We start from the raw sequence: 24,046 nt of genomic DNA, 5'->3' as shown, positions 1-24,046 counted from the left end.
TGGGCGGGCGGTGAGGCGGAACGGAAAACCACCTCAAAGGTGCACTGTCCCCTTTGTGGTGGTTTTTGCTAGAGGGCTGGTGGAAGGGTGTCGAGGACGGTAGCCGCGGTGTTGGCGGCGCAGTCGCGTGAGTCGATGATGTAGTCGGCCCAGGCGCGGTAGCGCGGCATGCGCTGTTCAGCCAGCTTATCGATTCCGTCGCGGGCGGTGATGGGGCGGCCCTTGTGGGCGAGCTCCTCGAGCTTGCGGTTGAGCATCACGATCTGGCTGTTCTGGTGCAGCAGCGGATAGTTTTCGTCGCGCGTGACCACGCCGCCGCCCGTGGAAAGCACCAGGCCACTACGCTTGGAGATGTCGGCCAGCGCCGCCGTTTCCTGCTCGCGGAAGGCCGCCTCGCCGCGCTCGACGATATAGTCGGCGCAGGGCATCCCCAGGCGCTCCTCGAGGGCGCGGTCCAGATCGATGTGCTCGCGACCCGTGAGCAGGGCGATCTGCTCGCCCACGCGGGTTTTGCCCGAACCCGGCATGCCGATCAGCGCGATGTTCTGTTCGCGGCGTGACAAGTGCTCCGTTACGTCCAGGATGCGCTTGCGTTGGGTGACTTGGCCGGTATAGCGCTCGACGGCCTGTGCCGCTTGGGCCACGAGCATCAGTAGGCCACCGATGCAGGGGATGCCGCGGCGCTCAGCCTCGAGCATCAGGCCCGTGCGGGCGGGGTTGTAGACAATGTCGATAGCGCCTTCGAGCGCATCGAGCCCCTCGAGTGTGCAAGGCGCGTCAGGGCAGTGGGGGAACATACCGGCAGGCGTGCAGTTGACGAGCAAGGCGGCGTCGGACTGCTGCGCGATGTTGCCGTAGTTGACCTCGCTCGTGCGGCCCACGGGCACGACTGCGGCGCCCAGATCGCCGAGCACCATGCTTGCCGTGGTGCCGGCACCACCGGTGGCACCAAGCACGAGGACCTTCTTGCCGGCAACTTCAACGCCCAGCTCCTCGACCAGACACTGGAAACCGAAGTAGTCGGTGTTGTCGCCGCGCAGACGGCCGTCGGGCAGGCGCGTGATGGTATTGACGTTTCCCATGCGCTCGGCGAGCGGGCTCAGCTCGTCCAGATACTCCATAACGGCGCGCTTGTAGGGGATGGTCACGTTGGTACCCTCCCATTCATTGCCCGTCATAAAGGCCGCGAGGTCCTCGGGTTCGCGCTCAAAACGCACGTACTCGAGCCCAGCGAGCTCTTTGTAGATGGTCGGCGTGTAGCTGTGGCCCAGCACACGGCCCAGCACGCCGTAGGGGCGGGTTGCGGCGGTATCGGTCATCTAGAGCACCTCCGTGTAGCTGCCAAAGTAGGTGAAGCTCTCGCATACGTCGTCGATCGAGTCGAGCAGGTCGTCGAGGGCCTTGCTGCCAAAGGGGCAGTCCAGGTCAAAGTAGAACATAAACTCAAAGTCGCGACCGGGGATGGGGCGGCTCTCGAGTTTAATGAGGTTGATGTTGAGTGCGTAGAAGCGCTCGAGTACGCGATAGAGCGCGCCCGGCTCGTTAGCCGTGGTGATCATAAGCGAGGTGCGGTTGGCACCGGGATAGACGCGCGGTTCGCGGCTGATGACGACAAAGCGCGTGTAGTTGTTGTCCGAGTCCTGAATGTTGGGCTCCAGCACCTCCAAGCCGTAGAGTGCGGCGCAGCTGCGCGATGCGATCGCGGCAACATCGGTGCGTTCGGAGCTGGCGACCATCTCGGCCGACATGGCCGTGTTGGGGTACTTGGTGGCGTGCAGGTCGTGCGCCTCGATAAAGCCGGCGCATTGGGCAATGGCCTGGCCGTGGCTGTAGACCTCGTGCACGTCCGCAAGCTTGGCGCCGGGCTTGACGAGCAAGTTGTGGTCGATTTTGAGGCGAAGCGAGCGCACGATGTGGAAGTCGAACTGGGCGAGCAGGTCGTAGACGGCGTTGACTGAGCCGGCGGTGGAGTTCTCGATGGGCAGCACGCCAAACTCGCAGAAGCCGTCGCGCACGGCGCGCATAACGCCCTCGAAGGTCTCGAAGAACGCAATGTCGGGCACGTCGAAGAGCCTGCACGCGGCAATTTGGCTATAGGCGCCCTCGACGCCCTGGCAGGCGACGCTAGCCGTCTGGGGGAAAGGCGTGTCAAAGGCTGCAGCCGTGGCGTGGGCCTTTTGTGAGACGGTGATGCCCTTGAGCTCGTTGATGTAGCGCTGCTGCTCGGCCTTGCTCATGCTCATGAGGAGGCGGAACAGGGTGATGGCTTGGGCCTCGTAGCGCTCGGGCACGCGGCTGGCGAGATTGTTGAGCTTGGAGCGCTCACGGGCGGGGTCGAAGACGGCCTTGCCCATCTCGATTTTAGACTTGGCGACCTCGGTGGCAATGTCCATGCGCTCGACAAAGCTGTTGAGGAGCGTGGTGTCGATGCCATCGATGGCCTGGCGGATGTCAGCAAGGTCCATGGAGACCCCTTTCACGTGTCGGGGGATGTTGAGGGGTGGGTAGTTAGCGCTGGGCGGCGTCTTCGAGGAGGGCGTCCCAGATGGCAAGGGCGGCGGCCGCCTCGGCTACGGGGACAGCTCGGGGGACGATGCAGGGATCGTGGCGGCCGTGGACCGAGAGCTCGGCATTTTCCATAGCGTCCATGTCCACCGTCTGCTGCTCGCGGCCAATGGAGGGCGTCGGCTTTACGGCCATGCGCCACATGACGGGCGCGCCGGTCGAAATACCGCCCAGGATGCCGCCGGCGTTGTTGGACTCGACCTCGATCTCGCCGGTCTCGGCATCGATGCGATACGGATCATTGTTCTCGCTGCCGCGCATGGCGGCCACGGCAAAGCCCATGCCAAACTCCACGCCCTTTACGGCGGGAATGCCAAACGCGATCTGCGCGATGCGGTTCTCGATGCCGTCGAACATGGGGTCGCCGATGCCTGCGGGAAGCCCGTAAATGCCGCACTCCACGATGCCGCCGATGCTGTCGAGTTCGTCGCGCGCGGCTAGGATCTCCTCACGCATGCGGCCGGCTGCGGCGGCGTCAATGCAAGGAAGATCGTTCGTTAGGATCGCCTTGCGGTCGGCCTCGCGATAGACCATATCGTCCATCGGCAGGTCGGAGATGCCGCCGATCTGCGCGACGTGCGCCATCACGTTAATGCCGCGGGCCTCGAGTGCCTGCAGCGCAATGCCGCCGGCGATACACAGGGGTGCCGTCAGGCGGCCGGAGAAATGCCCGCCACCAGCGACATCGTGCATGTTGTGATACTTCACGCGCGCCGGAAAATCCGCGTGTCCGGGGCGGGGCTTGCGGCGCAGCTCGGAATAGTCCTTTGAACGCGTGTTGGTGTTCTCGATAATCGCGGCGATGGGTGCTCCCGTGGTATGTCCATCGACCACACCGGCGATGATGTGGGCGGCGTCGGCCTCGCGGCGTTTGGTCGCGGTCTCGTCGCGACCGGGGGCACGACGGTCAAGGAAGGCCTGCAGCCGCTCCTGGTCAACAGCGATGCCCGCCGGGATGCCATCGAGGGAGCAGCCGATGGCGGGGGAGTGCGACTGGCCGAAGATGCTTAAGTGCAAGACGTTGCCAAAGGTCGAGGACATGCTATTCCTCCTCGAGTGTGACCTTGCCGCCCAGCAGGCGGTAGTGGTCGAAGAAATCGGGATAGGACTTGTTGACGGCCTCGGCACCGTGGATCACGACCTCGCCGGTGGCGCGGCTCGCGGCGATAGCGGCCATCATGGCGATGCGATGGTCGTTGTGCGAATCGACCTCGCCGCCGGTAAAGGCGTCGACGCCCTTGATGATGAGGTCGTCGCCGGCAATGCGCACCTGCGCGCCCAGCGCGGTGAGCTCGCGGGTGGTGGTGACCAAGCGGTCGGATTCCTTGATGCGCAGACGGGCACAATCGCGGATAAAGGTGCGGCCCTGTGCCAGCGAGGCCACGGCCGAGATGACGGGCACCAGGTCCGGAATGTCGTGGGCGCTCATCTCAAAGCCGGCGAGCTTGTCGGACTGCACGGTGGCGGCGTTGGTGGAGCGCACGATGCGGGCGCCAAAGCGCGAAAGCGCGGCAAGCACGTTACGGTCGCCCTGTGCGGAGCTTAGCGACACGCCCTCGACGGTGATTGGGTCGGTACCGATGGCGCCGGCGCACAGCCAAAAGGCGGCGTTGGACCAGTCGCCCTCGACGGCCACGCTGCCGGGCGTGCGGTACGAGCCACTGCTCACGCGGAAGTTCGTGACCTCGGGCTGGCCGTCCTTGGCCGGAATGCGCTCGACGTTGACCTCGACGCCAAAGGCCTTCATGGCCTGTATCGTCAGGTTGATGTAGGGGCGGCTCTCGATGAGGCCGGTTACCTGCACGCAGGAGGGCTGGGCCAGCAGCGGGGCTGCCAGCAGCAGGCCCGAGATGTACTGCGAGCTCACGTTGCCCGGAAGCACAAAGGTGCCCGGGCGCATGCGGCCGCTCGTCTTGAGCGGAAAACCGCCCAGACCCTGTAGGTCGCAGCCGGCGGCGATGATCTCGTTCGAGAGCGGGGAGAGCGGGCGGGCGCCCAAGCGCCCCTGACCCACAAAAGTTGCTTCTGCGCCCAGCGCGCAGGCGACGGGCAACATAAAGCGGAGCGTGGATCCACTTTCATCGCAGTCAAGCGTGCTGCCGGCAAGGGCCTTGAGCAGGCCAAACTCAACACTCTTCATGGTGGGGTGGACCTGGAAGCCGTCCTCGACGGTCTCGATGCGAGCACCCAGGGCCGTAAGGCAGCGCACCGTAGCCTCGATGTCGGCGCAGGTGGTGTTGCAGGTGACGTGTGTCTCGCCGTTGGCAAGCGCAGCGCAGATGATCAGGCGATGCGCCATCGACTTGGACGCGATGGCGGGAACGGTGCCCTTGAGCGGGGACGGGGTGATGCGGGCTAGCATGCGGATGCGTCTCCCTTCTGGCCGAGGCCCTCGGCAATGAGTTCGTGGAAAGTGGAAAGCGGTGTGCGGTCGATGCTGCAGCGGCCAATGCCGTGCGGAATCACTAGATCGATGGTGTCACCCGCGCGCTTCTTGTCGTGGAGCGCCTCGGCAAAGACGGTATCGGCATCTAGGTCGCAGCGGGTCTTGAGGCCATGGCGGGCGCAGAGTTCCTCAATACGATCGGGCAGTGCAGCATCGCAAGTGCCGTGCAGGGCCGCGGCGCGCGTGATGATGCCCATGCCGATTGAAACGCAGTTGCCGTGTCCGAGCTCAAAGTGCTCGCAGGCCTCGACGGCGTGCCCGGCGCTGTGTCCAAAATTGAGGAGCTTGCGCTGGTTGGTTTCGCGCTCGTCGGCGACGACCACGGCGCGCTTGATGTCGATGTTGCGGGCGATGATGAGTGCTACGCGGGCCACATCGCGGTTGAGCAGCTCCAGCGTGAGCGGGGTCTTCTCCAGCTCGGCGAAAAGCTCCGGGTCGGCGATCACGGCGTGCTTGACGACCTCGCCGCAGCCGTCGGCGAACTGCTCGGGCGTGAGTGTGGCCAGACACCCCACGTCGGCGATAACCACGCTCGGCTGCCAAAAGGCGCCGGCCAAGTTCTTGCCGGCAGCCAGATCGATGGCGGTCTTGCCTCCCACCGACGAATCCACCATGGCGAGCAGGCTCGTTGGGATCTGCACAAACTTGCAGCCGCGCATGTAGGTGGCGGCCACAAAGCCCGCCACGTCGCCCACGACGCCGCCGCCGAGTGCCACGATCACGTCGGAGCGCGAAAGCTCGTGCTCGGCCACAAACTCCAAAATGGCAACATAGGTTTCGGCGCGCTTATGGGCCTCGCCGGCCTCGAAGGTGCAGATGCTCACCTCGTAGCCTGACGCCTCCAGGCTCTGCTTAACGGGCATCTGGTAGAGCGGGCCCACGTTGGTGTCCGTCACGATGACGGCCTTGGTGCCGCCGGCGGTGGCACGCACGAGCGGTCCCGCCTGCTCCAGCAAAAACGTGCCAACATGCACCTGGTAGGGGCGTGCAGTGTCGATATCGATGGTAATCGCCATAAGCTTCGGTCCTTTCGACCTGGCGTGATGGGTTGTCTAGTGGGAGGCCTCGTCGTCGAGTGCGCGCTTAATGCGGTCGCCCTCGGCAAGGAGATTCTCCAGATAGCGCTGGTCGCGGTCCTTGAGCGCACGGCTGTAGGCGCCAAGCGATTCGATCAGATGGTCGATCTCAAAGGCGAGCGCGTCGGCGTCGTCGATCATGAGCTCGGACCACATTTGCGGGTTGAGGTGCGCCACGCGGGTGAGATCGCGGTAGCTGCCGGCCGAAAAGCCGTGGTGGACCTGAGCGGTCGGGCTCTTAACATAGGCGTTGGAAACGACGTGCGCGAGCTGGCTCGTAAAGGCGATGACGCGGTCGTGCTCGGCGGCGCTGGTCACGCTGAACTTGCCAAAGCCCAAGGGGCGTACCATCTCGCGCACCTGGCCCAAAAGCTCCAGTTTGAGCGCATCGTCCACCGCGGGCGGTACGAGCACGAGCGGGGCGCCCTGGAACAGGTCGGCGCGGGAGTGCGCATAGCCCGAGTACTGCGTGCCCGCCATGGGGTGCGCGCCCACAAAGTAAAAGCCGTGCTCGCGGGCTAGCTCAAAGGCGCGCTCGCACACGATGCCCTTGACGCCCACCGTGTCGATCACCACGGGGCCCATGATGGCCTCGGTGTCGGTGGCGTCGGCGAGCGCCTGGGCGTGCGCCTCGAGCCACTCGATGCATGCCTCGGGATAGCAGGCAAGGACGATGATGTCGCATTCGCCGAGCGTCTTGTCGTTAAGCTCTCCGGCGACAGTGCCCATGCTGGCGGCCGTCATGACATCGTCATCGGGGTCCCAGGCCAGCACGCGGACGCCCGCCTGCGCATAGCCGCGGGCAAAGCTGCCGCCGATGAGGCCCAGGCCGACGATGCCGGCGCACTTGGGGCCGCCCTGGTTAACGCGCGCGTTTCTCACTGTACCCATGGGCTACTCCATGGTCTCATGGCAGACAACCTCGCGAATGGCTCGGATGCGGCGCATGGTGTCGTCGAACTGATCGGGGGTGAGGGCCTGAGCGCCGTCGGACCATGCGCGGCTGGGCTCGTCGTGGACCTCGATCTCTAGGCCGTTGGCACCGCAGGCGGTCGCGGCGAGCGCCATGGGCTCAACGTAGCGGGTGTAGCCGGTGGCGTGGCTGGGGTCGGCGACGACGGGCAGGTGCGACAGGTGGTGCAGCACCGGCACGGCATTGAGGTCGAAGGTGTTGCGGGTGCGGGTCTCGAAGGTGCGGATGCCGCGCTCGCACAGGATGACGTTGTCGTTGCCCTCGCTCATGATGTACTCGGCGGCCATGAGCAGCTCATCGATCGTGCCGGACATGCCGCGCTTAAGCAAGATCGGAGTCTTGGTCTTGCCGACCTCTTTGAGCAGAGGGAAGTTCTGGGCGTTGCGGGCGCCGATCTGCATGACGTCGATCTTCTTGTCCAGGAAGACCTGCACGTCGCGCGGGTCCATGATCTCGGTGACGATCGGCATGTCGAGCTCGGCAGACGCCTCGCACAGCAGGTCCAGACCGGCGGGGCCCATGCCCTGGTAGGCGTACGGGGAAGTGCGGGGCTTGTAGGCACCGCCGCGCAGCATCGTGGCACCGGCGGCCTTCACGCGGCGGGCGATGCGGATGAGGTTCTCGCCCTCGACGGAGCACGGGCCGGCGATGACCTGGAACTGATCGCCGCCTACATGTACGCCGTGGCCGCAGTCGATGACGGAGTCCTCGGGGTGGAACTTGCGGTTGGCGCGCTTGAACGGCTCGGAGACGCGCTGCACGCGCTCGACGACGTCCATGGACTCGAGCAGGAATGGGTCGATCTTGGTCGTATCGCCCACCAGGCCGATGATCGTCTCGTTCTCGCCGCGCGAGACGTCGGTCTTCAGGCCCTTTTTCTCAATCCAGCTGACGATATGGCTGACGGCCTCGTCGCTGGCGCTCTCTTTTAAAATTGCAATCATGGTGTGCCTCTCACCTCGATGGATAACCCTTGCAAAAACGGCCCGCATCGCGAGCCGTGTACATATGGTGCATGAGAGTTTATACTATCTGACTCGCTTTTGCCTTCTAAAGTGGGCCGTTGAGCCGCGTCTTCCTCGGAATTGCAAAGCTTTTTCTTTTATTTTGATAGCCCGTGGTGCACTTGGGTATAATGCCAAGCGTTGGCCCTATTAGCTCAGGGGATTAGAGCGTCTGCCTCCGGAGCAGAAGGCCGTTGGTTCGAATCCAACATGGGGCACCATCGAACGTGAGACCGTCCGAACCTCGCATGGTCCGGGCGGTTTTCTTATACCGACGCGACGTGATGGGACGTGGTATGGCAGCAACGGATATCGAGCGCGGACTCTCGACCGCCGAGGTCGAGGAGCGCATCGCCGCCGGTAAGATCAACCGCAACATGGAGCTCAAGACCAAGTCGGTCAAGGAGCTCATCATCGAGAACCTCTGCACGCTGTTCAATTTGATCAACGTGATCTTGGCGTTCCTGGTCATTTTGACCGGTTCGTTTAAGAATCTGACGTTCCTGTTCGTGGTGTTCCTCAATACCGCTATTGGCGTCATTCAGTCCATGCGTTCCAAAAAGATGGTCGATAAGCTCACGCTGCTGACCTCCAAGAAGGCCATCGCGGTGCGCGACGGCTCCGAGGTGGAGCTCGACCTGGACCAGATCGTGCTCGACGACATCATCCGCCTGGGGCGCGGCGACCAGATCCCCGCTGACGCCGTGGTGGTTTCGGGCGAGGCGCTCGTGAACGAGAGCCTGCTGACGGGCGAGAGCGATCTTATTAAGAAACAGCCCGGTTCCGAGCTCATGAGCGGCAGCTTTATCGACTCGGGTCTGCTGCGCGCCCGCGTGATCCATGTCGGCGCCGACAACTACGTGGCCAAAATTAATAACGAGGCCAAGTACGTCAAAAAGGTCAATTCCGAGATCATGAACGCGCTTAACGCCATCGTGCGCTTTGCGAGCATCATCATGATCCCGCTCGGTTTGGCGTTGTTTGCCTCGAGCGTGAGCGAGCTGTGGGATGCCGCGGGAACCCCAGGCAATAGCGCGCTTTCGTGGTGCTTCTCCGAGCTGTTGGCTGGTCATGTGCCTTCGTCGGCGCTGCTGTCCACGGTGGGCGCGCTGCTGGGCATGATCCCGCAAGGCCTGGTGCTGCTGACCTCGTCGGTGCTCGCCATCGCCACGGTGCGCCTGGCCCGCCGCAAGGTACTCGCGCAGCAGCTCTACTGCATTGAGACGCTCGCGCGCGTCGACGTGCTGTGCCTGGACAAGACGGGCACCATCACGTCGGGCCGCATGGAGGTCGAGGGTACCTATCCGCTGCCGGTCGAGGGTATGGGTGCGGGGGAGGGCGACGCCGCCGTTCCCGTCGATACCACGGTGCTCGATTTTGCTCTGGCTAACGTCGCACGTGCGACCTCGGCCGATGCCAACGAGACCTGCCAGGCGCTGCTCAACTACTACGCCGACCGCCCGGTCGAGGTGTCTGAGCCGCTGTCGGTCATTCCGTTCTCGTCGTCCAAAAAGTGGAGCGGTGCCTCGTTTGCGCAGGGCTCCTATGTGATGGGCGCGGCGCAATTTGTGCTTTCAGAGCGCGCCTTTTCGCAGGTCGAGAACCGCGTGGCCGAACTTGCCGACACCTGCCGCGTGCTTGTGGTGGCCTGCGTGGACGGCTTTACGCCCGATGGCGATATGGTGGGCGAGGCCGAGCCCGTGGGCTTTGTGACCATTCGCGACGAGATCCGCACCTCGGCCACCGAGACCATCGGGTACTTTAACGAGCAGGGCGTGACCCTCAACGTGATCAGTGGCGACGACCCGCGTACGGTGTCGTCGATTGCGCGCGTGGTGGGCGTGCCGGGGGCTGACGCTTATGTGGACGCCACGACGCTCGATACGCCGGCCAAGCTCGATGCCGCAGTGGACCGCTACCATGTCTTTGGTCGTGTGACCCCGCAGCAGAAGCGCGAGCTCGTGCAGGCACTCAAGCGCCGCGAGCACACCGTGGCCATGACGGGCGACGGCGTTAACGATGTGCTAGCGCTCAAGGAGGCTGACTGCTCCGTCGCCATGGCGGCTGGCTCCGACGCCGCGCGTAACGTGGCCGAGATCGTACTCGTCGACAACGACTTTGCCTCGATGCCCGCCGTGGTGGCCGAGGGCCGTCGCTCCATCAACAACCTGCAGCGCTCCGCGGCGCTGTTCCTGACCAAAACGCTGTTCTCGATGGGCTTGGCGGCGCTGTGCATCGCGCTGCCGCCGTACCCCTTCGAGCCCATCCAGATGACGCTCATTAACTTCTTCTGTATTGGCGCGCCGGGCTTTGTGTTGGGCCTGGAGCCCAACAATGCTCGCGTGAAGGGATCGTTCCTGACGAACGTGCTCAAGCGGGCACTGCCGGCGTCGATTGCGGTCATTTTGGCTGCAGCGCTCGATATCTTTGTGGCGCGGGTGTTTGGCTTTAGCCAGCTCACGCTGTCTACGATGTGCCTGCTTACGTCGTGCGCGGCGAGCGTCAGCCTGATCTGGCGCATCTCGCAGCCTCTCACGCCCTTACGTGTGGTGCTCTTTGTGTTTGTAGTCGCCGGCATCCTGGTGGGCGTTATCGGATTCCCGGAGCTGCTGTCTATTGCCAACCTGACAATGGGCCAGATGGTTATCTTGGCTGCCGTCGTGGTCTTTACCTGCTCGGTGTTTTTTAAGCTCGCCACGATGATGGATTCGCTCAAGCCGCGTCGTCGTCATGCCGCAACTGGTTTTGGCCGCGGTGTTCGCGTCCGCCTGGGTCGCGGTGGCGGCAAGGTGAGCTCGACGGGTTCGACGGCGGAGCGTTTTGCCAAGCGCGTCGCCGCCGACATGGCGCAGCGCCGCGAAGCTCGCACCGTTCGTGAGGCCGAGGCCCGCGCACTCGAGGGCGTGGCCCAGGCCCAGCCCAAGAAAAAGAAGCCCACGGGCGCCAAGCGCTCCCGCGTAACCAAGTCCGCCCAAGGCATCAAAGTTTCGATGCCAAGCAAAAAGAAGAAGTAGCTACGCGCCCTGGCGATGTTGAATTGGTGCCTTGCTCCTGTGGGGCCGTGGCGATGTTATGCTCTAACCTCGATTGTTTGAATTGCTTCGAAAAGAGGATGCCGTGATCTGCCCGCATTGCCTTAAGACTATCGAGGACGGCGCCTCGTTCTGCCCCTACTGCAACGCCTATGTGGGTCCGGGCGATGGTCCCGAGCACACCGAGTTTGTGTTCTGTGAGGGCTGCGGTGCCCGTCTTTCTCCGCATGATCGTACGTGCCCCAAATGTGGACGCCCCGCTCCGGGTATCCTCTCCGAGGACGCGGCAGCATCCGACCTGGCAGCGGGCCGCACGGCGGGCTTTCCGCGCCTAACGCAAGAGCAGATCGATACCGAGGTGCCGCATGCGCCGGCCTCTGCCGCTGCGGTGCTTTCGGACGCCGCCGACCCCAATGAGACCTGCGTGCTGCCGGCTTTCGATAAGGATTTCGGTATCCCCAAGGTCGATATTCCCACGCCCGTTTCCCTGCATGACGATGCTCAAAAACCCAAGCGCAAGGTGCACCCCGACGAGGACGCCTATCACAAGCATAAGCGTCATATCCCCAAGCCGCTCGGCGTCATCGCGGTCCTTGCCGTCGTTTGCGGCGGTGCCTATTGGTTCGTGACGACCGATCCCATGGGTGTCATGCCCGGCTTCTACGACCAGTTTGGCCAAGCTGCACAGACCACCTTCCCCACGCGCCAAAAGGGCGAGGCCACTGAGGACGATACCAAGCAGGACGATTCTGCCGAGGTGGTCCAGGAAGAAACCGTGCTCACCGATGATCAGCTCTATACCAGGCTCGACGGTCTGTATCAGACCATCGTGTCCTACGCTGACGAGGACCAGATCGGCGAGGTCATCGATTCCTTTAACAACGGCTATCTCCGAACGCCGCTGTCCACCCGTCAGGAGCTGTCGCAGGGTGCCTACGCCCTGCGCGACCAGATCAAAAAGACGCAAGATGAGCTTAACAACCTGAAAGTACAGGACGATACGGTCTATGCGGATGACATCGCCCACTTAAAGCAGCTTGCCGAGTGGATGTATGAGCGCGTTGACGTGATCTGCCAGAGCTGGGATATCTCGCTGGCCATTCCCGATGGCGAGTCGATGAGTTCCCACCAAAGCGAGATCCTGGCGCCCATCGCACAGGGCGGCAACAGCGCGCTGAATCAGTACGACGCCAATGTGGGCTCCTGGAGGCCGCAGCAGCGTTCCTAAAATTAGTTCGCCATAGTCGGCATAACCTACGTGCGCAATTGATGTAAGCCTGTGCTTATTGCTACAATTCGTACAAATATGCTTTAAACGCACGAGGAAGGAACCACATGTTTGGTTTTAAGAAAGAGCTCTACACGCCCGAGTATCAGCTTGCCGGCGACGAGTGCGCCGTAATCGAGACGTCGAAGGGTACCATCAAGGTCAAGTTTGACGGCGAGGGCGCTCCCATTCATGTCGCGAACTTCTGCGAGCTTTCAACGATGGGCTTCTATGATGGCCTTAAGTTCCATCGCTATGTGCCCGGTTTTGTCATCCAGGGCGGCGACCCCAATACCCGCGACATGTCCGGCGCCGACGTCGCTGCCGGCCTTGAGGGCCCCGACGGCATGCCCGGTACTGGTGGCCCCGGCTACTGCATCAAGGGCGAGTTTGCCACTAATCCGCGCAACAGCCATGTCGATGGCGCCCTTGCCATGGCGCGCTCCATGGATCCTGATTCCGCGGGTTCGCAGTTCTACTTCTGCCTGGGTGCCCAGCATAACCTCGATTCCGGTTACACCGTCTTTGGTACCACGGTCGAGGGTCTCGATGTGATTTCGCAGCTGCGTGCCGGCGACGAGATCGTCCATATCGAGATCGTTCACGAGTAAAGGGGACTTCCTTGAATAGCCAGCTGATCCAACAGGGCCGCGCCGCTTACCGCGCGGGTGATTTTTCCGCTGCAGCCCAGATGCTTGGGGCGGCAAAGACTCCCGATGAGATTATGGGCGAGGCAGATCACCTTCGTGGCAACGCCTTGATGCACCTGGGCATGTATGCCGAGGCCGCCGAGGCCTATGCCGCCGCCCTCAACGACGGCACCTACGGCAAGCGCGGCGCGCTGCTCACCAACCGCGGCAAGGCGCTTGCCGCCGTGGGCGACTACACGACGGCCGCTCAGGCGTTCTCTGCTGCTACGCAGGATGCTTCCTATGCCACGCCGTTCAAGGCCTATCTGGGCCTGGGCAATGCGCTGTTCCAGTCGGGCGACTATGCCAACGCAGGAACCGCCTTCCGTCAGGCTGCCATCGACGGCGCCAATCCGGCTCCTGCCGCCGCACTCGGCGAGCTCGGTCGTTGCTTCATTAAGCTCGGCCGTCCGGCGGATGCCGTGGAGACCTACCGCACGGCTATCGACTTTGCCGGCCCCCGCGACGACACGCGTGCGCTCAACGCCGGCATGGGTCAGGCGCTTTCTGCCGCCGGCCGTCCCTCCGACGCACTCGACGCCTTTAACGCCGCTACTGCCGATGGCATCTACCAGCTCACCTCCGAGCAGGCCGACGAGCTTGCCCGCGTGCACGATTCGCTTGCCGCGCTGTCTGCCCAGACGGCCATGGCCACGGCTCCGGCGCCCGCGATGGACGCTTCTGCCGTCGATCCGCTCGATCCTACCGGCGCGACCGGTCAGTTTATGCCCGATCCCTCGGACACCGGCTTCTTTACGCTGTCCGAGTCCGAGATGGTCCAGCAGGACCGTCAGGATCGTAAGCAGGCCAAGGTCCGTCGTCGCCATCGCCACACGGGTCTTAAAGTCTTCATCGTGCTGCTTCTGCTCATTTTGATCGCCGCGGGCGGTCTGGGCTTTGCCTACACGCGCGGCTTTGGCTTCCCGTCTCAGGAGTCTGTCGTTACCGATCTGTTCCAGGCTGCCGGCGACGGTGACGCCGCAAAGGCCGAGTCTTGCCTGGCCTCGAGCCTGTCCGAGGACGCTAAGTCGATGATCATCTCCTCGATTCCGCAGGGTGCCACCGTGTCCGTCGAGGGCATGGATCAGTCCATGACCGAGACGACCGCCAAGGTGAGGGCATCGCTGTCCAAGGGCGGCGAGCAGGAGTACACCGTCAAATTCGTGCGCTCCGACAACCATATCGGCTGGGCCGTTTCTTCGCTTGATATGGATTTCTCGGCTGCTGACAACCAGTAGTGACCTTATGGGATTTAGCTTTGCCCGGCGCTTCACCGCAAGTGAGGTGCCGGGCTTGCGCTAGTATGATGAGCTAGTAGTTTTCCAGCAATCATCCAACACATCAGGAGTTGCGTTGTTTTCTTTGATGGATATGTTCTTCGGTAGCTATGCGGGCGATCTTGCCATCGACCTCGGCACCGCCAATACGCTTGTCTCCGTGCGCGGCAAGGGCATCGTCATTCGCGAGCCCTCTGTTGTCGCCATCGACAAGAACGACGAGCGCATCTTGGCGGTCGGTATCGAGGCAAAGCGCATGCTCGGCCGTACGCCCGGCAACATCGTGGCCGTTCGTCCCCTGAAGGACGGCGTCATCGCCGACTTCGATGTTACCGAGGCCATGCTTCGCTACTTTATCGACAAGGCGTCCGAGAAGCGCTATCCGTGGACTCCACGTCCGCGTGTTGTCGTCTGCGTTCCCTCCGGTGTCACGTCGGTCGAGAAGCGCGCTGTCTTTGAGGCCACGATCCAGGCCGGTGCCCGCCAGGCCTATCTGATCGAAGAGCCCATGGCGGCTGCCATCGGCGCCGACCTGCCCGTCGAGGAACCCACCGGCTCCATGGTCATCGACATCGGTGGCGGTACCACCGAGGTTGCCGTTATCGCTATGGGCGGCATCGTCGTCTCGCAGTCCATCCGTATTGCCGGCGACGAGTTCGATCAGGCCATCCTCACGCACGTTCGTGATGCCTACAACCTGGCCATCGGCGAGCGTACGGCAGAGGACATCAAGATCAAGGTCGGCTCCGCCGTGCCGCTCAAGGATGAGCTCGACGTCGAGGTCAACGGCCGCGACGTGATTACCGGTCTGCCCAAGACCGTGCGCATCGAGAGCGAGGAGATTCGTCGCGCGCTCAACAAGCCGCTCGACGAGATGGCCAAGGCCGTCAAGGACGCACTCGACGCTACGCCTCCCGATCTTGCCTCGGACCTTATGTACTACGGCATTTTGCTGACCGGTGGCGGCGCGCTGCTGCGCGGTCTCGACGTGCGCCTGCGCGATGAGACCGGCGTTTCGGTCAACGTCAGCCCCACGGCGCTCGATAACGTTGTTAACGGCTGTGCCCGCGTGCTCGAGGCCAATGCGTTTGATGGCGGCTTCGTCCAGACCAATGCTTAATTTCCAAAAGGTGGATTCCATTTGGCACGATCTTCGGGTTTCTCCACAAATCTGAATACCAAGCGACAATCAACGGGTATGCGCCCGTTGATTGTTTTCAGCCTGATTTCGGTGTTGCTGCTCACGTTTTATATTCGTGAGGGCGAGACGGGGCCGATTCATGCCGTTCGTTCGGGCATGACGACGATTACCTCGCCGGTGCGTTTTCTGGGCTCGACTGTGGCGGCTCCCTTCAATGCGATCGGTAACGTGTTCTCTAACCTTACGGCGTCACAGGACACGCTTGACGAGCTTAAGAAGCAAAATGAGGAGCTGACCTCCAAGGTTGCCGAGCTCTCCGAGGCTCAAAAGACCGCCGAGCGACTGGAGGGTCTGGTCGGTCTGCAGTCGACCTACAACCTCAAGTCCACTGCAGCTCGTATCGTCGGCGCTTCGGGCGATGCCTGGACCTCGACCGTTACCATCGATAAAGGTTCTGCCGACGGGCTTACCATCAACATGCCTGTGACGAGTTCGGCTGGTGTTATCGGACAGATTATCGAAGTCTCGGCCAAGACGTCCACCGTGCGTCTGATCGGCGATGAGAACTCGGGCGTGTCCGCTATGGTGCAGGACACGCGCGCCCAGGGCATGCTGCAGGGTCAGGCTGACGGCACGCTGCGTCTTGAGTACGTGAGCGTCGACTCCGACGTTAAGGTTGGCGACATCATCGTGACCTCGGGCATTGGCGGTGTGTTCCCCAAGGGCCTTCCGCTCGGCACCGTCTCGTCGGTTGAGAAATCGGCAAACGACGTGTACTACACCATTGTGGTACGCGCCCAGACGACGGCCGAGAACAACGAGGAAGTGCTGGTCATCACCTCGCTGACCGACGAACAGTCGGCCTCGGATGAGGACGTGAGCACCGCTAATAGCACGCCGCAGGGAACGTCGCGCGATGCTGCGACCAAGACGAAGGACGAGAGCTCGGATGACGGTTCCGACACGTCCGAGACGACCGATTCCGGCTCGAGCGAATAGGGGGCATGTCCATGGATCTACACGAGCAGGGGATGAGCTCCCGCACGTTTGTAATCGCCGCCATCGTGTGCGTGCTGCTGCAGGCAGGCCTGGCACCGCAGATCTCCATTGCGGGCGGTCGCGTCAACTTCATGATTATCCTGGTGTGCCTAAGCGTGTTCTCGGGCGACCCGACCCGTGCCGTCGTGTGCGGTTTTTGCAGCGGCTTGTTTTATGACCTGTCCGCTGCCGTGCCGGTGGGAGTTATGTCGCTCCTGCTGACCGTGGGTTCTTTTGCCCTGGTGCACAGCGCTGCCGGTCAAACGAGCGGTACCCCGAGTGCGCGCGGCATCACTGTGGGCGCCTTTGCGCTCGTCATTAATGTGATCTACAGCATCATCTTGCTGTTTATGGGTTTGGAGACGAGCTTTGTCGTGGCGATCTTCGGTCATGCGCTGCCGTCTTCGATCCTGACGGGTCTGGTTGCCATTCCGTTTTTGATGTCCGGCGTCGTGCCGCAGTCCGGCTATGGATTCTCCGCACGTGGCGGACGCCAGACGGGTATGCGCTTTAAGCCCAAGACTCGCAAGCTCAAATAGGGGAGGCCCGTAGATGTCTTCCCAGTTGACGGTTATTATCGCCGGTATCGTGTTGGTCGTGGCCATCGTGGTCGCGCTGGTCATCATGCGTCGTGGCGATTCCCGATTTACCTACGATACGCAGCATGGAACGGCCCCGCGCGCCACCGAGGGCGAGGGCAATACCGCGGCGACCGCCTTTAAGGGCCGCTTTTCCATCCTCACCACGGGTGTGGGCGCGATGTTTGCGGCGCTTGCCGTTAAGCTGTGGGGCATGCAGATGGTCTCGTCGGACTATTACGAAAAGCAGGCTAATAGCAATCAGACGCGCACCGTTACCACACCCGCTGTGCGCGGCCGCATCCTCGACCGCAATGGCGTGGCACTTGTCCAGAACCGTCCCTCACTTGCTGTCGTGGCCTACCGCGACCTTGCCGAGGATGAGGTTCTGGTTCGCCATCTTGCCAACGTGCTCGGTATGCCCTACGTGGCGGTTCTGCGCAATATTCAGGACAATTCCGAGGGTGCTCAGAGCCTGCATACCATCGCGACGGACGTCCGTCGCTCCACGGTTGCCTATATTCAGGAGCACGCCGGCGAGTTCCCGGGCGTCAAGATTGCCGAGCGTACCGAGCGCCAGTATCCATATGGCGAGACGGCATGCCATATCTTGGGCTATACCGGCACCATTACCTCCGAGCAGCTCGAGGCCCAGAATAAGAAAACCTCTGGCGATGATGATGCTTCTGCTGGCCGGATTACGTACCAGTCGGGCGATATCGTGGGCCAGGCGGGTGTTGAGAGCTACTACGAAAACCTGCTGCAGGGTATTCGTGGCGAGCAGACCGTCAAGGTCGATGCCTCGGGCAATGTGACCGGTCAGGCCGGCGCCGTGCCCGCCAAGGCCGGCTCCGACATTAAGCTCACGCTCGACCTTAAGATCCAACAGGCCTGTGAGACGGCGCTGGCGAGCGCCATCGAGCTTGCCAAGACCACTGGCTACAGCAATGCCGGCAACGGCGCTGTGGTGTGTCTCGATCCCAACAATGGCGAGATCCTGGGCATGGCGAGCGAGCCCAAGTTCGATCCTTCCGTCTTTATCGGCGGCGTCTCAAATGACGTGTGGACCGAGCTCAATGATGACAAGGGTTCGCACCCGCTGCTCAACCGCGCCATTAGCGGACAGTACATGTCGGCCTCGACCATCAAGCCGCTCTCGGCACTGGCCGGTCTTGAGTTTGGAACCTACACTTCAACACAGACAACCAACTGCACGGGCTATTGGACGGGCTTGGGCAAGGCTTGGGGCAAGCGCTGCTGGTTGACGTCTGGCCACGGCACCATGACGCTGCAGTCGGGTATCGCCAACTCGTGCGACCCCGTCTTCTACGACATGGGCAAGGCGTTCTTTTATGACGAGCAACATTCCGAGGGGCTGCAGGAGGTCTTTCGTCGCTGGGGCCTAGGCAAGACCTGCGGTATCGATCTGCCGAGTGAGGGCGCGGGCCGTATTCCCGATGCCGAGTGGAAAGAGTCGTACTTTACCGACGCCTCTGCCGAAGACCGCAAGTGGAATGCCGGCGATATGACCAACATCGCCATCGGCCAGGGCGACATTTTGGTGACGCCTCTGCAGATGGCATGCGCCTACATGGGCCTTGCCAACGGCGGCAAACAGTACGTGCCTCACGTGTTTTTGTCTGCCGTGTCGCGCGATGGCGACGGCGATGCCTATAAGTACAACGGCAAGGGCAAGAAGAAGCGCCTGGAGGCCAAGATCAACAGCGATTCGGATTTGGCTCTTGTTCGCAACGGCATGCACGACGTGATTTACACGGCATCGACGTCCCTGGCGGCTCACTTTGGCACCCTGACGCCGCAGGTATACGGCAAGTCGGGCACGGGCGAGAAAAGCGGCGAGGACGAATACGCGTGGTTCTGCGCCTATGCGCCGGCCGATGATCCCAAGTATGTCATCGCTACTGTCCTGGAGCAGGGCGGCGGTGGCTCAGATACCGCGATGCATGTCGTGCGCGACGTGCTCGGCGCGATTTATGACGAGCCCGATACCTCTTCGGCCTCGGGCGATTCTTCGGTTCGATAGGAGGTTGCGATGGATTTTTCTCCGGCGGATCTGTTCCGTTCAACCAAGACCGGCTCTCGCAGCAGCCTGGACCGCGTCAACAAGCAACTTTCGGCCTCGCGCGGTACGTTTCGCCAAAAGGTGCATATCGGTGTGCTGCTGGCTACCGTCGCGCTCGTTGCCTATGGCGCCATCATTATTTGGTCGGCGTCACAGTTTAAGGCCGACGCCTCATTCTCGCGCCACCTGCTGGGCATTGGCATTGGCGCGGTGCTTGCGGTGCTCGTCTGGCGTACCGATCTGCGCGGCATCTCTAACTTCTCGACGGCGCTGCTCGTCATCGACCTGATCGTGATCTTCTCGCCCAAGATTCCGGGCCTGTCCTATACGGGCGGTCTGGGCATGACGGGCTGGATCAAGATTCCCGGTATCGGCTTGACATTCCAGCCGGTTGAGCTTGCCAAGCTCATCACCATCTTCTTTATCGCCACGCTTGGCTCGCAGTATAACGGCCGCATCGATACCGTTCGCGACTACGTCAAGCTCTGCGGCATGCTGTCCATCCCGTTTTTGGCCGTCGTTGCCATGGGCGACCTGGGCTCGGGCCTGGTCGTGCTGGTCTCGGGCGCCATCGTCATCTGCATGAGCGGTGCGCGCCGCGAATGGGTGCTGTCGACCCTGGCCCTGCTTGTGGGCCTGGTGGCCCTCGTCCTGGCGCTCGATTCGGTCTTTGATTCGTTGCTCGGCCACGATGTGCTCATCAAGCAGTATCAGATGAACCGCCTGACGGTCTTTATCGACCCCGATAATGCCGATTCGGACGATGCCTACAACCTGCAGCAGTCGCTTATCGCCGTTGGCTCGGGCGGCTTCTTTGGTAAGGGTTTGGGCCATGCGACGCAGTCGGCCGGCGGCTTTCTGCCCGAGTTCCACACCGACTTCGTCTTCGCCTTCCTGTCCGAGACCTTTGGCTTTTGCGGTTCCTTTTTGCTCCTGTGCCTCTACGTGCTGCTGATCTTTTCGACGATTCGCGTCGCCTTTAAGTGTGAGTCGCTGTTCTTGCGCCTATCGTGTGTGGGCATCGTTGGCATGTGGGCGTTCCAGACCTTCGAAAACATCGGCATGTGCATCGGCATGATGCCGATTACCGGTATTCCGCTACCGTTTATTAGCTTCGGTTCGTCTTCGATGATGATTCAGCTGCTGACGGTGGGTATCGTACAATCCATATGGCGGCATCGTTCGGGCGCCGCGTAACCGCTGGAGGGGTTTGCTATGAAAATTCCCGTAGATAAGCTGACCCGCGCTTTTAAGATGGGCGCGTCCGTTAAGAAGGATTCCGATACGCCGGTGCGCGTCTCGGTCTATTTGGATTCGTCCGCCTCGCGCTTTCTGGCCGAGACGGTGCGTGACGCCTTTGTACCGCAGACGACCTCGGGCATTGTGCGCGTCGAGCGTCTGGGGGAGGAGCGAATTGCTCCAAAGACCGATACCGATGTGGTGCTGGTGCTCTCGTGCGGCTCCGACCGCTTGGAGAGTGCCGTGCAGGAGCTCGTGATCGCCGGCGCCCCCGTGTGCGTGCTTGCCGAGTCTGCTGTGGAGGTGCCGTTTATCGAGGAGTCCACGCCTGTGCTCGGCGTGGTAGCGGCAACCGATAAGACGTATCTGCTCGAGACGCTTGCCCGCTGGATTCTCGATCGCACCGAAAAGGAAACGGCTTTTGCGGCGAACTTTGCCTTCATGCGCATCGCGGCGGCCAATCGTATCATCACCTCGTGCGCGCTCACCAATATGGCGACCGGTGCGCTGGTGTTTTTGCCGGGCGCCGATTATCCCGTTATGGCGCTGGCGCAGGTGGGCATGCTCTTTGAGCTCGCTGCCGTCTTTGGACGCGGCATTAAGCCTGAGCGCGGCTACGAGGTCGCGGGCGTGCTTGTCGGCGGTCTTGTGATCCGCGCGGTCACCCGCGCGCTCGTCAAGCAGACGCCGCATATTGGGTTTGCCGTCAAGGCGCTCACTGCTGCCGCGGGCACCTATGGCATGGGCCGTGCGCTCGTTTCGCTCTACGAGCGCGATGTCGACTACAGCCGTGCCAACGAGGTGGTCACTGCCACGTTCTCCCGCGTTCGCGATCTGGTGACCACGGTCGCGGGCGCTACCCGTCCTATGGCGTCCTACCAAGACGCGTCCGATCTCGCTGCTTAGGGGTTTTCCGTTGCGCGTTCCGTATCAAGACTGTTTTCATTTAATTGAGCCGCTGCTCGCCAAGGTCGAAAAGCCGAGTCGCTATATCGATCACGAGTGGGGCACACTTTCCAAGGCCGATGCCGACTACCGTTGCTGCCTGATCTACCCGGATGTGTACGAGGTTGGTCTGCCCAACCAGGGTATCGCCATCCTCTACAACATCCTTAACCAGGCCGAGGGCATCTCCTGCGAGCGTGGCTATGTGCCGTGGCCCGATATGGGTGACGCTATGCGCGAGGCAGGCATTCCGCTGCTCTCGCTCGAGGGTGCAGCGCCGGTCGCTTCGTTTGATATCGTCGGCCTGCATGTGCCGCACGAGATGGCGGTGACGAACTTCCTTGAGGCACTCGATCTCGCTGGCATTCCGCTGTTAGCGGCCGACCGAGGTGAAGACGACCCCATCATCATCGCCGGCGGCCCCTCGGTGTACAACCCCGAGCCGTACGCGGCCTTCTTCGATGCCATCCTCATCGGCGAGGGTGAGGAGTCGCTGCTCGAGATCTGTCAGCTGCATCGCCGCCTGCGTGACGAGGGCGTCCCGCGCGTCCAGATTGTCGAGCAGCTCGCGACGGTCGCCGGTACCTATGTGCCGTCCTTGTACGAGGTGCGCCACGACGAGCCTTGTTCGCCCCACGGCTATATCGTGCCGCGCGAGGGTAAGGACGTGCCGCCGGTGGTCTACAAGCGCGTCGTCGAGGACTTTGGCGCTACCAATCCGTTGTCGCAGTCGTGCGTGCCCTACGCACAGCTCGTCCACGATCGCCTGTCTATCGAGATCCTGCGCGGCTGCGCTCGCGGCTGTCGTTTTTGCCAGGCTGGCATGACGTATCGCCCGGTGCGCGAGCGCTCGGCTGATCAGATCGTGTCCTCGGTGATTCAGGGTCTGGAAAAGACCGGCTATGACGAGGTGTCGCTTACCTCGCTTTCGACCACCGATCACTCCTGCATCCGCGATGTGCTCGGTCGCCTTAACCGCCGTCTGGAAGATACGGGCATTCGCGTATCCATTCCCTCGCAGCGCCTGGATTCGTTTGGCGTGGATATGGCCGAGTCGGTCGCCGGTGAAAAGAAGGGCGGCCTGACGTTTGCCCCCGAGGCCGGTAGCCAGCGCATGCGCGATATCATCAACAAGAACGTGACGGAGGAGGACCTGGACCGCGCGGCCAAGGCGGCCTTCGAGGCAGGCTGGAACCGCATGAAGCTCTATTTTATGATGGGTCTTCCCGGTGAGCGCGACGAGGATATCGTGGCCATCGCCAACCTGGCCGATCACGTGCTGGAGCTTGGCCGTTCCGTGGTGCCCAAGGCGCGTCGCGGTTCCATCTCGGTGTCCATCTCAGTTTCGGTGTTTATTCCCAAGGCGGCAACGCCGTTCCAATGGTGCCCGCAGCTCGACTATGACGACGTCAAGCGTCGCCAAAAGCTGCTCATCACGAGCGTGCGCAATCGCGCCGTACGCGTGCATTACCACGATGCCGAGACCTCGCTCGTCGAGGCCGCGCTCTCCCGCGCCGGTCGTGACATGACGCCCGTCATCATCGATGCTTGGCGCTCGGGGTCTCGCTTTGACGCCTGGGTAGAGCATTTCTCGCTCGATAACTGGAAGGAGGCTGCTGCCAAAAACGGCATCGACCTCAATGAGCTCGTGCACCTGCCCTACGAGTTGGACTGGCGTCTGCCGTGGGAGCATGTGAGCCCCGGTTGCACGCGCGGCTTCCTCGAGCGCGAGTACCGTCGCTCGCTCGAGGGTGTCACGACTCCCGACTGCACCCGCACGTCGTGCACCGGCTGCGGAATCTGCCCCACGCTCCACGCCAAGAATGTATTGATGGGTGATCGCGCATGAGTGAGCGCCTGACCGACAACCCCACGCTCTTTAGACTTCGTGTTCGCTATGGCAAGCGCGATCGCCTTAAGTACCTGGGCCATCTCGAAGTAATCCATACCATTGAGCGCATCGTGCGCCGTGCGGGACTTCCCTATGCCGTCACGCAGGGCTTCTCTCCGCACATGCGAGTGGGCTTCTCTTCGGCGCTACCGGTGGGTACGTCGTCGATCTGCGAGTGGTATGACCTGTTTATGACCGAGTTCGTGGCGCTCGACGAGGCGTTTGGGCGCCTGGCTGCGGCGTCTCCGGCCGATCTGGCGCCCATCGAGGCGGCGTATATCGACGTGCGCACGCCGGCGTTGACGGCGCAACTCACGCGTCTGTCGTATCGCATCGACCTGCACTTGGATCCCGAGGCGCCCGTAAGCGCCGACGAGGTGCGTCGTGCGATCGACACGCTGCGCGCGGACCATGGCATCGACTACGCGCGCGGCAAAAAGAGCAAGCGCTTGGATTTGGATCACACGCTCGTGGGCTATGAGCTCACGGCGGGGGAGCGCCCGGACCATTTGGTGCTCATGCTCGACACCCATGCCGACAACGAGGGCTCCATGCGTCCGGAAATTTTGCTTTCTGCTGCTGATGTTTTGTTGCAGGGCTTGACCCCGGGCGTGGATGCACCTATTGTTTCCACCGGTATGCAAGACCTCGTGACCATCTGCTCCTACGATGTCGAGCGTCAGAATCAAGCATGCGAGGACAACGAGGGCCGACTCGTCAGCCCCATACCTGTGCGAACTTGTGGATTTGCTCCACATACTCGTTGACGGGGGTATTTTCGCCTGCTACTATATTCGACTGT

Annotated in this window: 19 protein-coding genes and 1 tRNA gene; 13 read left to right on the top strand and 7 right to left on the bottom strand. The window is 62.2% G+C overall.

The features are described 5' to 3' along the window. Positions 1–68 precede the first annotated feature (68 nt). The 7 genes from DW211_RS07375 to aroF are packed head-to-tail and all read right to left on the bottom strand — an operon-like array spanning position 69 to position 8,004. Positions 69–1,319, bottom strand: coding sequence for a shikimate kinase (locus DW211_RS07375; protein WP_118260072.1), 1,251 nt, complete (start codon positions 1,317–1,319; stop codon positions 69–71). Further along, positions 1,320–2,465 carry a prephenate dehydratase gene (gene pheA / locus DW211_RS07370; RefSeq protein ID WP_118260070.1) on the bottom strand — a complete coding sequence of 382 codons (1,146 nt, stop codon included), beginning with the start codon at positions 2,463–2,465 and terminating at the stop codon, positions 1,320–1,322. It lies immediately after the preceding gene. Positions 2,466–2,508: 43 nt separating this feature from the next. Further along, positions 2,509–3,606 (bottom strand): chorismate synthase, encoded by a 1,098-nt coding sequence (gene aroC, locus DW211_RS07365; protein ID WP_117635292.1) that lies wholly within the window; start codon positions 3,604–3,606, stop codon positions 2,509–2,511. A 1-nt stretch (position 3,607) separates the two neighbouring features. After that, positions 3,608–4,927, bottom strand: coding sequence for a 3-phosphoshikimate 1-carboxyvinyltransferase (aroA, locus tag DW211_RS07360; RefSeq protein WP_118260068.1), 1,320 nt, complete (start codon positions 4,925–4,927; stop codon positions 3,608–3,610). Next, a complete protein-coding gene (aroB, locus tag DW211_RS07355; protein WP_118260066.1) occupies positions 4,921–6,027 on the bottom strand; it encodes a 3-dehydroquinate synthase in 1,107 nt (368 codons plus the stop codon). The genes aroA and aroB overlap by 7 nt, the downstream gene beginning before the upstream one ends. Before the next feature lie 36 nt (positions 6,028–6,063). After that, the gene (locus tag DW211_RS07350) at positions 6,064–6,978 is read right to left on the bottom strand and encodes a prephenate dehydrogenase/arogenate dehydrogenase family protein (protein WP_117564237.1); all 915 of its coding nucleotides are present in this window, start codon (positions 6,976–6,978) and stop codon (positions 6,064–6,066) included. 3 nt (positions 6,979–6,981) lie between these two features. Then, entirely contained in the window at positions 6,982–8,004 is a 1,023-nt protein-coding gene (gene aroF / locus DW211_RS07345; RefSeq protein WP_118260064.1) for a 3-deoxy-7-phosphoheptulonate synthase, read from the bottom strand. A 204-nt stretch (positions 8,005–8,208) separates the two neighbouring features. Between aroF and DW211_RS07340 the strand changes: the two genes are divergently transcribed. The 13 genes from DW211_RS07340 (at position 8,209) to DW211_RS07280 (ending at position 24,011) form a co-directional block, all read left to right on the top strand. Beyond that, positions 8,209–8,285 (top strand) — tRNA-Arg (locus DW211_RS07340). A gap of 75 nt (positions 8,286–8,360) precedes the next feature. Next, the gene (locus DW211_RS07335; RefSeq protein ID WP_118260063.1) at positions 8,361–11,078 is read left to right on the top strand and encodes an HAD-IC family P-type ATPase; all 2,718 of its coding nucleotides are present in this window, start codon (positions 8,361–8,363) and stop codon (positions 11,076–11,078) included. A 103-nt stretch (positions 11,079–11,181) separates the two neighbouring features. Further along, positions 11,182–12,324 (top strand): zinc ribbon domain-containing protein, encoded by a 1,143-nt coding sequence (locus DW211_RS07330; RefSeq protein WP_158568507.1) that lies wholly within the window; start codon positions 11,182–11,184, stop codon positions 12,322–12,324. Between the two features lie 107 nt (positions 12,325–12,431). Beyond that, positions 12,432–12,974, top strand: a complete 543-nt coding sequence (locus tag DW211_RS07325) for a peptidylprolyl isomerase (protein WP_118260059.1) — start codon at positions 12,432–12,434, stop codon at positions 12,972–12,974. Positions 12,975–12,985: 11 nt separating this feature from the next. Beyond that, positions 12,986–14,290: a tetratricopeptide repeat protein gene (locus DW211_RS07320; RefSeq protein ID WP_233540970.1), complete on the top strand. Its 1,305-nt coding sequence runs from the start codon at positions 12,986–12,988 to the stop codon at positions 14,288–14,290. Positions 14,291–14,417: 127 nt separating this feature from the next. Beyond that, entirely contained in the window at positions 14,418–15,449 is a 1,032-nt protein-coding gene (locus DW211_RS07315; protein WP_006236061.1) for a rod shape-determining protein, read from the top strand. A gap of 78 nt (positions 15,450–15,527) precedes the next feature. Then, positions 15,528–16,469: a rod shape-determining protein MreC gene (mreC, locus tag DW211_RS07310; protein WP_118260057.1), complete on the top strand. Its 942-nt coding sequence runs from the start codon at positions 15,528–15,530 to the stop codon at positions 16,467–16,469. 11 nt (positions 16,470–16,480) lie between these two features. Further along, a complete protein-coding gene (locus DW211_RS07305) occupies positions 16,481–17,047 on the top strand; it encodes a hypothetical protein (RefSeq protein WP_118260055.1) in 567 nt (188 codons plus the stop codon). Between the two features lie 13 nt (positions 17,048–17,060). Further along, positions 17,061–19,130 (top strand): penicillin-binding protein 2, encoded by a 2,070-nt coding sequence (gene mrdA / locus DW211_RS07300; RefSeq protein WP_118260053.1) that lies wholly within the window; start codon positions 17,061–17,063, stop codon positions 19,128–19,130. 9 nt (positions 19,131–19,139) lie between these two features. Continuing rightward, entirely contained in the window at positions 19,140–20,366 is a 1,227-nt protein-coding gene (locus tag DW211_RS07295; RefSeq protein WP_055249988.1) for an FtsW/RodA/SpoVE family cell cycle protein, read from the top strand. An 18-nt stretch (positions 20,367–20,384) separates the two neighbouring features. Beyond that, a complete protein-coding gene (locus DW211_RS07290) occupies positions 20,385–21,314 on the top strand; it encodes a YcjF family protein (RefSeq protein WP_117800147.1) in 930 nt (309 codons plus the stop codon). A 10-nt stretch (positions 21,315–21,324) separates the two neighbouring features. Next, a complete protein-coding gene (locus DW211_RS07285) occupies positions 21,325–23,202 on the top strand; it encodes a TIGR03960 family B12-binding radical SAM protein (RefSeq protein WP_118260052.1) in 1,878 nt (625 codons plus the stop codon). Further along, on the top strand, positions 23,199–24,011 hold the full coding sequence (locus tag DW211_RS07280; RefSeq protein ID WP_118260050.1) for a TIGR03936 family radical SAM-associated protein: 813 nt from the start codon (positions 23,199–23,201) through the stop codon (positions 24,009–24,011). The genes DW211_RS07285 and DW211_RS07280 overlap by 4 nt, the downstream gene beginning before the upstream one ends. Positions 24,012–24,046 lie beyond the last annotated feature (35 nt).

Source organism: Collinsella sp. AM18-10 (assembly GCF_003471585.1).
GTDB lineage: Bacteria > Actinomycetota > Coriobacteriia > Coriobacteriales > Coriobacteriaceae > Collinsella.
The sequence above is the reverse complement of the archived record's forward strand: the minus strand, read 5'-3'. Positions and strand labels throughout refer to the sequence as shown.